Below are 14,329 nucleotides of genomic sequence, written 5' to 3' on the forward strand. Positions count from 1 at the left end.
GCCGGTCTCGACGCGGTTATGAGAACATGATTCACTTCCGGCACGGCAGCGGTGGTTAGGGTGACGATGCGTGGGACGGACGAAGCGAGCGGGTCGCCGTTCAGCTATGTCGACCTTGAGGAGCGGATCCCTGCGGGTCATCCGCTTCGCAAGATCCGGCAGATCGTGAACGATGCGCTGACGAGCCTCGATGCCGAGTTCGACGCGCTCTATACCGACTTTGGTCGCCCCCCCATTGCGCCGGAGCGCCTGATCCGTGCGAGCCTTCTCCAGATCCTATTCTCGATCCGCTCGGAGCGGCAGTTGATGCAGCAGATGGACTATAACCTGCTGTTTTGACGGTTCGTCGGGCTGGGCATCGACGACCCGGTCTGAGTTCCCACGGTGTTCAGCAAGACCCGCGACCGGCTGCTGACAACCGACATGTCGCGCAAGGTCATGGCCGCGATCCTCGCGCACCCTCAGGTCAAGCCGCTGCTGTCGGACGGGCACTTCTCGGTCGACGGCACCCTGGTCAGGGCATGGGCGTCCATGAAGAGTTTCCAGCCGAAGGAAGGTACAGCGCCGCCGCAGGATGATGACCCCGGCGGGCCGCCATCACCACCAGCCGACGAGACCGCCCCGGACACCGACCAGCCCCAGCAAACCGAGACCCAGCCGATGACCGACACGCCCCGCCAGACCCGCAACCCCGAGGTGAACTTCCGGGGCCAGAAGCGCTCGAACGCAACCCATGCGTCCGTAACGGACCCCGACGCGCGGCTTTGCAAGAAGGCGCCGGGCGCGGCTGGATGAACGTTCAGTGGCAGGTCAGTGTCTTCGGCGGCGCAAAGCCTGAATATCGACGGCAAGATCGGAGCCAAACCGCAGCTCAATCCTCACCTTTAAATGCAGTTTCAAATGCTGTCACCCAATCCTCTATTGAATCCTGTTCAATTCCCAATTCCGTTCTGCAATCAAAAATTGGAACGCCGTCTTTCGGCTTCAATTGAGAATCCCACCTTTCCCTTAGCCATTCGATTTTAGAAAATATTCGCGGACTGTCAACAACTCCTTCGTGGGCAGACTCAAGTTCAGATTTAATCCGCCTTGCTTTCTCTTTAGTAAGGTACGGCAGTTTTTCACGAGCATCACTTCTGACCCATACAAATGGTTCAAGTGACCATACACCATCGTCGTCCCGCACCAGACGATCGTCCTTTTGAACACCTGTCGCCGCTCGGTTGACAAACTCTACAGCAGATTTTCCCATCGCAATACGCGGATTGATGGCCAGCTTGCTTTCGACTTCATAGGCTTCGACAATGGCAGGCCCCCACGGCGTCGTCCTTGTCTTGGAAATCAAGCCGTGAGACATCCCGCCCCGGATCCAGACGCCGATCTCCATAAGATCGAGAGTCAGCTTCGCCAGCACGACAAACAGCTCAGCCACAACCTCCGCAGATGGAACAACAGACATCACGATGCAGTCCGAGAAGGCATGGCTATGGAAGTCGCTGTTGCTCTTGGACGGAAAGACGATATCTCCGCGAGACTGGCCTAGGTCTTCGATCACTTTCAAAGCCGCAGCCACTCGGTTCGCCATCTCGCCATCGGGGTCTCTTGCTGCCTGCCGGACCATGGCGCCGAACCCAAGGATATCGATGAAGACGACAAACCGTTCTTCCAGAATCTCACTCAATCAGAAGTTCCTTTGCCTGCCAGAACGATGTTTCCGAGGAAACGCTTCGCCTCACTCACAGCGACCCGGAACCGAACGCCGGGATTTGCTCTTTCGCCATTTCACCCTTCGTCGGCAAGATGCATCCGCGTCAACCTGTGCCACACCACCGTTGACACCGCCCCGCCCTTTTGCGTCTGTTCAGCCGCAACCAAGGGGGAGGAGACCGACATGATCATGACCCGTCGCCACGCCATCGGTGTGATTGGCGCCGCTGCCGGCGCCGCGTTGGCCACGCCCGCGATCGCGCAGGGCCGCACGATCCGGGTGGGCGCGCTGCGCTTCACCAGCCACGCTGCGACCTTCATCGCGCTGGAGCGGGGCCTGTTCGACGAGGCGGGCCTGACGGTCGAGCCGGTGTTCTTCGAGGCGGCACAGCCCATGGCGGTGGCCATCGCCTCGGGCGATGTGGACTATGCCATGACAGCGATCTCGGGCGGGCTGGTCAGCCTGGCCGAAAAGGGCGCGATCAAGGTCTTCGGCGGTGCGCTGTCGGAAGAAAAAGGCATCCCCGGCCAGGCGATCCTTGTGTCGGACGCCGCGTATCAGGCGGGCGTCACCGCGCCGGGCATGCTCGACGGCAGGCGGTTCGGGATGACGACGGCCGGGTCGTCGTTCCATTACATGGGGTCGAAGATCGCGCAGGCCGAAGGCATCGGGCTGGAGTTCGTGCCGCTGCAGAAGGTCGGCGCCATCATAGGCGCGCTCAAGACCGGGCAGGTCGACGGCTGGACCATCGTGCCCCACATTGCCAGCGGACTCGTCGCCTCGGGCGAAGTGCACCGGGTGGGCGAAGTGGCGGAGTATCTTCCGGGCTATCAGGTCACGACCATCTTCGGCTCGACCGTGAACGTGGCGGACCGGGAGCTGACGACAGCCTATCTGGGCGCGATGAATGCGGCGACGTCGATCTACAACTCCACGATGATCGACCGCGCCGGCGGAGAGGAGGGCGTAGCGGAGATGGTCGCGCTGCTGCAACCCTACGTCTATCCCGATCGCACGGTCAAGGAGGCCGCGCCCCCCATCATCCAGGGCACCATGCGTCTGAACGAAGGGGCCGCGCTCAACGTCGCGTCGGTACGCGATCAGTTGGAATGGTTCCAGTCGGAGGGGCTGATCGACAGCGCGATCACGCTGGAGCAGCTCATCGACACCTCCTACGTCGAGACGGTCGGCAGCTAGTGGACCTGACGGTCGAGGGCCTGTCGCATCGCTATGGCGATACCGAGGTGCTGCGGGACGTCTCGCTGGACATTCCGGCAGGGCGGATCGTCTGCATCGTGGGGCCGTCGGGCTGCGGGAAATCGACCCTGCTGCGGATGATCGGCGGGCTTGAGCGGCCGACCGTCGGGGCAGTGATGCAGCGCGGCGCCCCGCCGCGGGGGTCGCTGAACCCGCTGACCTTCGTGTTCCAGGACTTCGCCTTGCTGCCCTGGCGCACGGTGGACGGGAACGTGTCGCTGGTGCTGGAGGATCACGCGCTGAGCCGTGCGGAGAGGCGCACGATCATCGATGACGTCCTGGCCCGCACCCGGCTGACCGATTTCGCGGGCGCCCTGCCCCGGCAGCTGTCGGGCGGCATGAAGCAGCGCGTGGCCATTGCCCGCGCCCTGGCCGTGAACCCCGCCGTCATGCTTATGGACGAGCCGCTCTCCGCGCTCGACGCGCAGACGCGGGAGCTTCTGATGGACGATCTCGTGGCGCTCTGGCTGCGGGAGCGGTTCACGGCCGTCTACGTCACGCACAACCTGGCCGAAGCGGTGCGTCTTGGCCACCGCGTCGTCGTCCTGTCGCGCAGGCCCGGCCGTATCCGCGAGGTGGTCGAGATCGACGCGCCGCTGGATGCGCGGGGAGCGATGGAGGACGTGCAGAGCCACCTCTGGGGCCTGATGCGCGACGAGGCGCGGGCAGCCGATGCGGAGCTTCTGGATGGCTGACTCCCGCCCCGTGCCGTTCCGTGGCGGCGGCTTCGTAGCCCGCCCGCGCCGCTGGGTGGGGGTGGCGGTCATCGTAGCTATCGTCCTTGCCATCGAACTGGGGCTCCGGATGGGGTGGATGTCGCGCCTGACGCTGCCGCTGCCGTCCGACGTCGCCGGCACGTTCGTGCAACTCTGGGACACGGGGCTTCTGTTCAAGCACCTCATCCCCTCGCTCAGCCGACTGGCCGTGGGTGCGACGCTGGGCGCGCTGGCGGGGATCGGCGTGGGCACGCTGATCGGGCTGTTCAGCCTGGCGCGGGCGGGGTTGGTGCCGCTGGTGGCGGCGATCTTCCCGATCCCCAAGATCGCGCTGCTGCCGCTGTTCGTCATCTGGTTCGGCATCGGCGAGCCGTCGAAATACGCGCTGATTGCCTTCGGCACCTTCACGCCCATGGTCGTCGCGACCTATGGTGCGGTGGACAACGTCGATCGCACGCTGATCCGCATGGGGCAGTCGTTCGGCCTGTCCTGGGGCAGCATCGTCCGCAAGATCGTGCTTCCGGGAGCGATGCCGGGCATCCTGTCGGGACTGCGGATCGGCCTCGCCATCTCGATCATCCTGCTCGTCGCGGCCGAGATGCTGGGCGCGACCTACGGCATCGGGGCCTACATCCTAGAGGCCGGGTCACTCTATGATCTGGAGCGACTGTTCGCCGGCGTCGTCATCCTGTCGCTGCTCGGGGTTCTGACGAGCGCCGCGATCGGACTTCTGGAACGGCGGCTTCTGCGCTGGCGGGTCTGAGGCGGGAAGCCTGGTCACCTGCGGACCGAACGCAACCCCTTGCGGGGGCCGAAATCGGCTTCGGTCTGGCGCTTTGGTGCGGGATGGGCGATTGCTGCGGTCAAGGATGCCCGCCGCGCCCGAAGCGCATTGCCCACACGTCCACAGCAGCATGAGGGGACAGAGCTTCCGTGCATGAGCCGCAGATCCTCCTGTTCATCCTCAACATCGCGGGGACGGCCGCCCTTCTGATCTGGTCGGTGCGGCTGGTGCGAACGGGCGTCGAACGTGCCTTTGCGACGGAGCTGCGGCAGGTGCTGCGCCGGTCCACCTCCGGCCGCGTCCTTGCGGCGACGACTGGGCTGGGCGCGGCGGTGGCATTGCAGAGCTCGACCGCGGTGGCGATCCTCGTATCCAACTTCGTTTCCAAAGGGGGCCTCGCGGCGACGGCGGGGCTTGCCATCCTTTTGGGCGCCGATGTCGGGTCGGCCATCGTGGCGCAACTGCTGCTGGTCAGGCAGACCTGGCTGATACCGCTTCTGCTGCTTGTCGGGGTCGCGCTGTTCATGCGGGGCGAAGGGCGACGGACGCGGCCCGTCGGGCGCATCCTGATCGGTCTGGCGCTGATCTTCGCATCGCTCGACATGATCCGGGCCGCGACGGCTCCGTTGATGGACAGCACGGGCACCATCGCGGCGATGCAGTATCTCGGCGGCGATCCACTGACGGCCTTCGTCATCGGCGCGGTCTTCGCCTGGATGGTGCATTCCAGCGTCGCCGCTGTCCTGCTGTTCGTCACGCTGGTGGGGCAGGGCCTGTTGCCTGCTTCCGCTGCGGCCGCGATGGTGCTGGGCGCGAACCTGGGCGGCGGTTTCATCGCCTACATGCTGACGCTGGCGGCCCCGGTGACGGCCCGCCGGATCGTGGCCGCGAACCTGGGGCTGCGGGGAAGCGGGGCACTGCTGGTGCTGGCCGTCCTCATCGTCCAGGGGTTCGCCCTCGATTGGCTGGGTGCGAAGGACGCGCGACAGGTCATCAATCTGCATCTCGTGTTCAATCTCGGCCTGGCGGTCGTCGGGCTGGCCTTCCTCGGCCCGGTCAGCACCCTCGCCGCCCGCCTGCTGCCTGACCGAACGGACCCTTCGGGACGTCTCGCCATGCCCGGCGCGCTGGATGAAGCGACGCTCGACCGGCCGGACCGCGCGCTCGATTCTGCAGCGCGGGAGGTGCTGCGGATGGGAGAACTGATCGAGACGATGCTGCGCGCGGCCGGTCCCCTTTTCGAGACCTGGGACGAGCCGACCGCGGAGGCCATCCGCAACCGCGACCGACAGGTGAGCCGGATGCACTTCGCACTCAAGCTGTTCCTGGCCAAGATCAACCGACAGCAACTCGACGAGGAACAGAGCCGCCGGGCCATGGACCTCGCCTCCATCGCGATCAACCTCGAAGCGGCATCGGACATCGTGACGCGCACCATGCTAGACCTCGCCCGGCGTCTGCACGTCGACGGGATCGCCTTTTCAGCCAAGGGTGGGAGGGAAATCGGCGATTTTCACGACCGGGTGCTGACCAACGTGCAGCTGGCGCTGAACGTGATGATGACGCAGGACCCTGACGCCGCCCGCGAACTGGTCGCGGCCAAGGACAAGGTCCGCGCCGTCGAACAGCATCTGCAACGACAGCACCTGGGGCGGCTGATGGACGCGCTGACCGATAGCATCGAGACGAGCAACATCCACCAGGAGACCCTGCGAGCGCTCAAGCAGATCAACACTGCATTCTCGATGATCGGCTATTCGATCCTGGCCCGGACCGGAGACCTGCTGTCCAGCCGCCTCTCGAGTGCCGCGGGCGACTGATCCGGCCGGCCCCGGTCGCCATCGTTCCCGCTGGAACAAGGCGTCGATCTGTCATACGAACCGCCCCAGCGGCCCTGTAGCTCAACTGGATAGAGCAAGGACCTTCTAAGTCCGAGGTTGAGGGTTCGAGTCCTTCCAGGGCCGCCAGTTGAGCCATGCTTGCCAACGGGGCATGAGAGCGCGCAGAACGGCGGTTTTGCATGCGCGCCCCTCCCAAGAGATTTCTGTGAATATCGAGAAATTTTAGCTTATCTATTAAAACACAGGGGTTTCGTGGGATTGGCCGAGGTCTGACGTCGATTGCCCGCCGCTGCCTCCTTGTCGGCGGCGCCATTCGAACGCAGCCCATTACTCAGTGGGCATAGGTGTCGCGCTGGCCCTCGTGGTAGCTTGCGCAACAGCATTTACGCCCTGGCGATTTCCCTTAACAGGCTGCTGAAAAAGGCCGGTCTCGACGCGGTTATGAGAACATGATTCACTTCCGGCACGGCAGCGGTGGTTAGGGTGACGATGCGTGGGACGGACGAAGCGAGCGGGTCGCCGTTCAGCTATGTCGACCTTGAGGGGCGGATCCCTGCGGGTCGTCCGCTTCGCAAGATCCGGCAGATCGTGAACGATGCGCTGACGAGCCTCGATGCCGAGTTCGACGCGCTCTATACCGACTTTGGTCGCCCCCCCATTGCGCCGGAGCGCCTGATCCGTGCGAGCCTTCTCCAGATCCTGCTCTCGATCCGCTCGGAGCGGCAGTTGATGCAGAAGATGGACTATAACCTGCTGTTTTGATGGTTCGTCGGGCTGGGCATCGACGACCCGGTCTGAGTTCCCACGGTGTTCAGCAAGACCCGCGACCGGCTGCTGACAACCGACATGTCGCGCAAGGTCATGGCCGCGATCCCCGCGCACCCTCAGGCCAAGCCGCTGCTGTCGGACGGGCACTTCTCGGTCGACGGCACCCTGGTCAGGGCATGGGCGTCCATGAAGAGTTTCCAGCCGAAGGAAGGTACAGCGCCGCCGCAGGATGATGACCCCGGCGGGCCGCCATCACCACCAGCCGACGAGACCGCCCCGGACACCGACCAGCCCCAGCAAACCGAGACCCAGCCGATGACCGACACGCCCCGCCAGACCCGCAACCCCGAGGTGAACTTCCGGGGTCAGAAGCGCTCGAACGCAACCCATGCGTCCGTAACGGACCCCGATGCGCGGCTTTGCAAGAAGGCGCCGGGCGCGGCGGCGTTGCTGTGCTTCATGGGGCATAAGCTGATGGAAAACCGGAACGGCCTCGTGGTGCAGGCAGAGCTGACCCACGCCCCCTCTCGGCAGATTGCTGCGCAATCGCCTACCGGGCGATGGATGGGCATGGCGAGCGGAAGGCGGCACTCGAGATGATCAACCGGCACTCACCGGGCTCGACCCGACGCCTGGCGCTCGGGGCGGACAAGGGATACGACAGCACCGGATACGACAGCGCCGACTTCGTCGCCGAGTTCAGGCGCATGGTCGTGACACCGCACGTCGCGCAGAAAGCCCGGCATTCCGCCATCAACGGACGGACAACCCAGCACCTCGGCCACGCCCTGTCCCAGCGGCGCCGGAAGAGTATAGAGGAACCGTTCGGCTGGGCCAAGACCGTCGGCGGCATGTCCCAGACCGTTCATCGCGGGCTCGACAGGGTCTGCGCCCAGTTCACGATGACGATGGCGGCCTGCAACCTCGCGAGGCTGCCGAAACTCCTGGCGGCCTGACGAAGAAGGCAACTCAGACCCCGCGACCGTCGCCGATGCCGATGCCGAAGAAAACCGCCTTCAAATCGTGACGGCAGGAACAACGTCCTTCAAGGCCGACTTCTTCAGCAGCCTGTTAGATGTCGGAGAAGTGAGCGGCCTGACCGGGCCACCCATTTTTCCGAGTTTCAGTACAGAAACTCTATCCCTACTCCGCCGCCCTTGCATGCCGCTTGCGCTCGTGCGGGTCGAGGAAGCGCTTGCGCAGGCGGATCGACTGGGGCGTGACCTCGACCAGTTCGTCGTTGTCGATATAGGCGATGGCCTGTTCCAGCGACATGGTGATCGGCGTCGTCAGGCGCACGGCCTCGTCGGTGCCCGAAGCGCGGACGTTGGTCAGCTGCTTGCCCTTCAGGGGGTTCACTTCCAGATCGTTGTCTCGGGAATGCTCGCCGATGATCATGCCCTGATAGACCTGCTCCTGCGCGCCGATGAAGAACTTGCCCCGGTCTTCCAGCTTCCACAGGGCATAGGCCACCGACACCCCGTCCTCCATCGAGATCAGCACCCCCTGGCGCCGTCCCGGGATGGCGCCCTTGTAGGGGGCCCAGTCGTGGAACACGCGGTTCAGGACGCCGGTGCCGCGCGTGTCGGTCAGGAATTCGCCATGATACCCGATCAGGCCGCGCGACGGCACATGGGCGATGATGCGCGTCTTGCCCGCGCCGGCGGGTTTCATCTCGGTCAGCTCGCCCTTGCGGATGCCGGTCAGCTTCTCGATCACGACGCCCGAATATTCGTCGTCCACGTCGATGGTGACTTCCTCGACGGGTTCCAGCCGCTGCCCGTCCTCCTCACGGAAGACGACCTGCGGGCGGCTGACCGACAGTTCGAACCCCTCGCGACGCATGTTCTCGATCAGGACGCCCATCTGCAATTCGCCCCGACCCGCGACTTCGAAGGCCTCGCCACCCGGCGTGTCGGTGACCTTGATGGCCACATTGGTCTCGGCTTCCTTCATCAGCCGCTCGCGGATGACGCGGGATTGCACCTTCTTGCCTTCGCGGCCGGCCAGCGGGCTGTCGTTGATGCCGAAGGTCACGGTGATGGTCGGCGGGTCGATGGGCTGCGCGGGCAGGGGCGTGTCCACCGACGTGTCGCAGAGCGTGTCCGCCACGGTCGCCTTGGCCATGCCCGCCAGGGTCACGATGTCACCCGCCTCAGCCACGTCGATCGGCTGCAGCGCAAGGCCCCGGAACGCCTGGATCTTGGTAACGCGGAACTGCTCGATCTTCTCGCCGGTGCGCGACAGCGCGTTCAGCGTCTGCCCGGACCGCAGGGTGCCCGCCTCGACCCGCCCGGTCAGGATGCGACCGATGAAGGGATCCGCGCCCAGCGTCGTGGCCAGCATGCGGAACGGCTTGTCCCGGTCGGCCATCTGCTTCGGTTCGGGCACGTGGCTCAGGATCAGGTCGAACAGCGCATCCAGCCCCTTGCGCGGCCCGTCGAGTTCCATGTCGGCCCAGCCGCTGCGCCCGGAGGCATACATCACCGGAAAGTCGAGCTGGTCGTCGTCGGCGCCGAGGTTCGCGAACAGGTCGAACACCTCGTTCAGCGCGCGGTCCGGCTCGGCATCGGGCTTGTCCACCTTGTTGAGCACCACGATCGGCCGCAGCCCGAGCGCCAGCGCCTTGGACGTCACGAACTTCGTCTGGGGCATCGGCCCCTCGGCCGCATCCACCAGAAGGACGACGCCGTCCACCATCGACAGGATGCGCTCCACCTCGCCGCCGAAATCGGCATGGCCGGGCGTGTCGACGATGTTGATGCGGGTATCCTTCCACTCGACGCTGGTGGCCTTGGCCAGGATGGTGATCCCCCGCTCACGCTCCAGATCATTCGAATCCATGGCGCGCTCCGCCACGGCCTGGTTGTCGCGGAAGGCACCGGACTGCTTGAGAAGCTCGTCAACCAGCGTCGTCTTGCCGTGGTCCACGTGCGCGATGATCGCGATGTTGCGAAGGTCCATTGGGTCAGCCTCGAATTGGGGGTGCGCGCGCGTTATCGTCAATCGCCGCGGAACGCCAGCGATTATGCGCCCGCACCGTCTTCCGTGCCCGGCGCCGCTGTGGTTACGTCGCGGCCATGTCGCGCCTTGTCCTGCCCCTTCTGCTGTCTTTGTCGTCGCCTGCTTGGGCGATGGAGTTTCCGGCACCCGTCACCGACGCCGACTACCGCGCGACGGACCCCGCGCAGGTCGAAATGGGGCGCCTTCTGTTCTGGGACGGAGTCCTGTCCGGCAACCGCAACATCAGCTGCGGCACCTGTCATCATCCCAGCTTCGGCACCGGCGACGGCCTCAGCCTCGGGATGGGAGAGGGGGGCAGGGGCCTCGGCCCCGACCGTGCCGTGGACCCCGCGAACCCGCCGGAGGAACGCATCCCCCGCAACGCGCCCGCGCTCTGGAACCTCGGCGCGTCCGAGTTCACGGTGCTGTTCCACGACGGCCGGATCGAACGGACCGAGGACGGCCTTCGCACCCCCATGGGCTCCGAGATGGTCGAGGGGTTCGACACCCTGCTGTCGGCGCAGACAATGTTCCCGGTGCTCTCGGCCGACGAGATGGCCGGGCATTACTCCGAGAACGACGTCGCCCGCGCCGTGCGCCAAGGCCTCATCACCGGCGAGGACGGCGCCTGGGAGGTGCTGGCGGCCCGCGTGCGCGCGATCCCCGAATACGCAGCGCTGTGGGAGCGGGCCTTTCCCGGCGACGACAGGCTCGACTTCACCGACATTTCCGACGCCATTGCGGCCTTCGTCGAACATGAATGGCGCTCCGACACCTCCCCCTTCGACGCCTGGCTGCGCGGCGAGGCCGATCTGCCGGTCGAGGCGTTGCAGGGGGTGGAGCTGTTCTACGGCGCAGCGGGCTGCGCCGCCTGCCACGCAGGCCCGTTCCAGACCGACCACGGATTTCACGCCATGGGCCAGCCGCAACTCGGCCCCGGCAAGCGCGCCCGGTTCGAGACGCACGCCCGCGACGACGGCCGCTTTCGCGTGACGGGGGAGGAGGGCGACCGCTTCGCCTTCCGCACGCCTTCGCTTCGCAACGTGACCGAAACGGGTCCCTGGGGCCATGCGGGGGCCTATTCGGACCTGAGGGCCTTCCTGCGCGACCATGCGGCGCCTCGCGCGGCGCTGGGCTGGTACCGGCGCGACGCGACCCTGCCCGAGATGGAAGCCGAGGACTGGACCGTCATGGAAGACGCCGAACAGGTCTCGGCATTGGCGGCCGCCGTCCGCGGCCCCGACCGGGTGCTGACGGAAGCCGAGGTCTCAAACCTCATGGCCTTTCTCGAAAGCCTGCGCGACGAGGCGGCTCTGGCTGGCCGGCTGGGCATCCCCGAAACCGTGCCTTCCGGCCTGCGGGTGGATCGCTGATCGGCCCTATCGCGTGACCGTTAGGCGCCCCGGGGCCACCCTCTCCCACTCCCCGGCCGTCCCGTCGGGCCAGGTCACGCGCAGGTCTGCCGTGCTCGCCGCGCCGATCCCGAAATGGAGCGGCCCCACCGCGCCGCCCGCGTGGCCGCCGCCCAGCGTCAACTCCTGCATCTGGACACCTTCGGGCGTCCGCACCTCGACCCAGGCGCCGACGGCCGCGCGGTTGCCGCCCGACTGCTCCAGCGTGACCGACAGCGCGTTTCCCGCCGTCGAGACGTTGCGCCAGACCTCCAGCGGCGCGCGCCGGTTTACGACCGCGAGGTCGAGCCGCCCGTCGCCGTCCAGATCCACCAGCGCCGCGCCCCGACCGCGGTGGGCCGAGGCGACGCCCGCCGCGACCGACACTTCGACGAACCGGCCGCCATCGTTCCGCAACAGGTTGTTGGGGTCCGCCATCGCCATGTCGGGCATCTGGTCCACGTTGCCCTTGGCGATGAACAGGTCGGCATCGCCGTCGTTGTCCACGTCGCCCCAAGCCGCATGCCACCCGGTCGACGGCCGCCCATCGCCGCCCGCATGCGGCCGTTGGGCATAGCTGCCGATGTCGAAGGGCGCGGGCGTCAGCCCGTCGGGGCCCGACAGTAGCGTCAGCTGATCGCCCATGGACGTCAGCATCAGGTCGGGCAGCCCATCCCCGGTGATGTCGCGCGACGCGATCCCCATGCCCCAGATCGAGGGCGCGTCGAAGCCGTCCGCCGCCGTCAGGAACCGCCCTTCCCGCAGGGACCACATCTGCTCTGCCCCGCCGCGGACGTAGTAGTGACGGTCGTTCGACAGCCGCAGGGTCGTCTCGCCGTCGCGGTCCTCGTCCGAGAACAGGATGGACAGGGCACAGAAGCCCGGTGTCAGGACCGTCTCGACATAGGCCCCCTCCGGTCCCGGCCGCAGCAGCCAGTTGTCGTCGCAGGCGCCGAACGGCCCCTCCGGGTCGTCGCGGTCGACGTAGTTGCCGAAGGCCAGCGTCGGCCGGTCCTGCCCCGCCTCCCATGTCGCGGAAAAGGCGGTGGTCCAGGCGCTGCCGCCCGGCACGCCGAAGTCATGGGGCGCGAAGCCGCAGGCCCCGTCGCCCCTGAGCGTCAGGTTGCCCCCCACCCGCAGCACCACGAGGTCCGACGCCCCGTCGCCGTCGATATCAAGCGCATAGACCCCCGTGCCTCCCGTGATCCGCGGCAGGGGGCCACGCTCGAACCTCATGCCGCCCCGGTTGCGCAGCAGGGTCATCGGCGCCGCGCCCCCGGCCGCGAGCAGGTCCGGCAGGTCGTCGCCGTCGCAATCGATGGCCGCCATGCCGCCGCCGACGAAATGCTCCCACCCGCCGGAGTAGATGTGCTCGGGCACCGCTACCGGCTCGAACGCCACATCGGCGATCGCGGGCGTGGCCAGCAGGAAGGCGATCCACCTCATGCCAGCAGGCGCGGCGTCAGGTCCGACAACGCCAGCGCCGCAGCACCCCGCGCCCAGACCAGATCGTCCCAGGCGTTGACCTCGACCGGGGGGGGCGTGTTCAGCGTCAGCCCCGGCAGCTCCGCCAGCATCTCGGCGGCGTAGAGGTAGTCATAGCGCATCCGGCTGCCCGACAGGATGATGCGGTTGGGGTCGAACAGGTTGGCCACGTTGGCGAGGCCGAGCGCAAGATACCGCCCCGCCCGGTCGAAGATCGCGCGCGCCGCCTCGTTCCCGCCCTTGGCCTGCGCATAAAGCGTTTCCAGCACCTCGCTCCGCGGCGGCAGCGCTCCGTCGAGGGCGATGGGCGCCTCGCGCACCAGGGCGAAATCGGCGACATAGGCCTCCAGGCACCCCCGCTGGCCGCAGCGGCAGAGTGCGCCGTCAAGCTGCACCTTGGTATGCCCCAACTCCATCCCGAAGCCATGCGCGCCACGATAGGGGGCGTGGTCGACGACAAGGCCCAGCCCCACGCCGTATTCGATGGTCACGACCGCGAAATCCGACAGCGACCGGCCCCGCCCGAACCACAGCTCCGCCATGGTCAGCAGGTTCGCGTCGTTGTCCACCGACACCGGCAGGCCCAGCCGCGCCGACACCGCGCCGGCCAGATCGACGTCGCGCGCGGCCAGGATGGGCGACCAGCGCAGCCGCCCGCCGGTGTGATCGACCATCCCCGGCAAGCCCAGCCCCGCGCCGAGGATCGGCGGCGCCCCATGGCCTGCCGCCCCGGACAGGCGCGACAGCAGCGTCGCCACGTCGTCCAGAAGCCCCGCCACCGAGCGGTCGGCCCCTGACCGTGGCAAGGTCGCCTGCGCCACCGGTTGCCCGGCCAGATCGACCAGCAGCGCGGAGTATTCGTGATCGCTGACCTTCATCCCCGCGACCAGCCCGCGGCGGGCGTTCAGGCCGAGCGTGACCGGCGGGCGGCCCCGGCCGCTGGGCTGCCCCTCGTCCTGCAGCTCACACAGGAGGCCCCCCGCGAGAAGGTCCGATACCGGGGGCGTGACCGAACCCGGCGACACTCTCAACTCCTTTGCCAATGCCGCGCGACTGATCCGCCCGGCAGAACGGACCTGTTCATAGATCCGCTGGCGCAGGGACAGGCTGCCGGACTGCCGCGCCCGCCGCAGCGGGCCGCAGCCCGGCGCGTCGGCCAGGGAAAACCGGGCTGCATCGTGGGCGTCGTCAGGTCGATTAGTTGTGTCCGGCAACTATTCTTTCCCCGCTAATCCGAAAAGGGAGGGCATTCCGGCCCGCCACACCCGTGGGGCCGCGTCGGAGTGAACGATTCTTCCGACATGTCGTCAAATTAATTTTGACAGCAGAACTAAAACTTGGTTCCCTTCCGCATCCGGTGGCGGCAACGTCCGGCG

The 14,329-nt window shown here is 66.7% G+C and carries 9 protein-coding genes, 1 tRNA gene and 2 pseudogenes; 8 read left to right on the forward strand and 4 right to left on the reverse strand.

Annotated elements, in window-relative coordinates:
* Positions 1 to 66 precede the first annotated feature (66 nt).
* Positions 67 to 786, forward strand: a pseudogene (locus tag JAN5088_RS00270) (transposase); the annotation flags it as partial.
* 85 nt (positions 787 to 871) lie between these two features.
* Here JAN5088_RS00270 and JAN5088_RS18475 read toward each other — a convergent pair.
* Positions 872 to 1,681, reverse strand: coding sequence for a hypothetical protein (locus JAN5088_RS18475; protein WP_143114559.1), 810 nt, complete (start codon positions 1,679 to 1,681; stop codon positions 872 to 874).
* Between the two features lie 210 nt (positions 1,682 to 1,891).
* Here JAN5088_RS18475 and JAN5088_RS00275 point away from each other — a divergent pair, with 210 nt between their 5' ends.
* From JAN5088_RS00275 to JAN5088_RS00300, 6 genes and pseudogenes are all read left to right on the forward strand, one after another.
* Positions 1,892 to 2,905, forward strand: coding sequence for an ABC transporter substrate-binding protein (locus JAN5088_RS00275; protein ID WP_055680808.1), 1,014 nt, complete (start codon positions 1,892 to 1,894; stop codon positions 2,903 to 2,905).
* The gene (locus JAN5088_RS00280) at positions 2,905 to 3,660 is read left to right on the forward strand and encodes an ABC transporter ATP-binding protein (protein WP_055680809.1); all 756 of its coding nucleotides are present in this window, start codon (positions 2,905 to 2,907) and stop codon (positions 3,658 to 3,660) included. The genes JAN5088_RS00275 and JAN5088_RS00280 overlap by 1 nt, the downstream gene beginning before the upstream one ends.
* Positions 3,653 to 4,444 (forward strand): ABC transporter permease, encoded by a 792-nt coding sequence (locus tag JAN5088_RS00285; protein ID WP_055680810.1) that lies wholly within the window; start codon positions 3,653 to 3,655, stop codon positions 4,442 to 4,444. The genes JAN5088_RS00280 and JAN5088_RS00285 overlap by 8 nt, the downstream gene beginning before the upstream one ends.
* Positions 4,445 to 4,614: 170 nt before the next feature.
* Positions 4,615 to 6,285: a Na/Pi cotransporter family protein gene (locus tag JAN5088_RS00290; RefSeq protein WP_055680811.1), complete on the forward strand. Its 1,671-nt coding sequence runs from the start codon at positions 4,615 to 4,617 to the stop codon at positions 6,283 to 6,285.
* Positions 6,286 to 6,355: 70 nt separating this feature from the next.
* Positions 6,356 to 6,432 (forward strand) — tRNA-Arg (locus JAN5088_RS00295).
* Between the two features lie 363 nt (positions 6,433 to 6,795).
* Positions 6,796 to 8,030, forward strand: a pseudogene (locus JAN5088_RS00300) (IS5 family transposase).
* Between the two features lie 187 nt (positions 8,031 to 8,217).
* Here JAN5088_RS00300 and typA read toward each other — a convergent pair.
* Positions 8,218 to 10,038 (reverse strand): translational GTPase TypA, encoded by a 1,821-nt coding sequence (gene typA, locus JAN5088_RS00305; protein ID WP_055680812.1) that lies wholly within the window; start codon positions 10,036 to 10,038, stop codon positions 8,218 to 8,220.
* Between the two features lie 116 nt (positions 10,039 to 10,154).
* Here typA and JAN5088_RS00310 point away from each other — a divergent pair, with 116 nt between their 5' ends.
* The gene (locus JAN5088_RS00310; protein WP_055680813.1) at positions 10,155 to 11,450 is read left to right on the forward strand and encodes a cytochrome-c peroxidase; all 1,296 of its coding nucleotides are present in this window, start codon (positions 10,155 to 10,157) and stop codon (positions 11,448 to 11,450) included.
* A gap of 6 nt (positions 11,451 to 11,456) precedes the next feature.
* Here JAN5088_RS00310 and JAN5088_RS00315 read toward each other — a convergent pair whose 3' ends face one another.
* Entirely contained in the window at positions 11,457 to 12,914 is a 1,458-nt protein-coding gene (locus tag JAN5088_RS00315; RefSeq protein WP_055680814.1) for a CRTAC1 family protein, read from the reverse strand.
* Positions 12,911 to 14,113: an ROK family transcriptional regulator gene (locus tag JAN5088_RS00320; RefSeq protein WP_055681121.1), complete on the reverse strand. Its 1,203-nt coding sequence runs from the start codon at positions 14,111 to 14,113 to the stop codon at positions 12,911 to 12,913. Before JAN5088_RS00320 ends, JAN5088_RS00315 begins: the two co-directional genes overlap by 4 nt.
* Between the last annotated feature and the right edge of the window lie 216 nt (positions 14,114 to 14,329).

Source organism: Jannaschia rubra, from assembly GCF_001403735.1.
In the GTDB taxonomy this organism is placed as follows: Bacteria; Pseudomonadota; Alphaproteobacteria; order Rhodobacterales; family Rhodobacteraceae; genus Jannaschia; species Jannaschia rubra.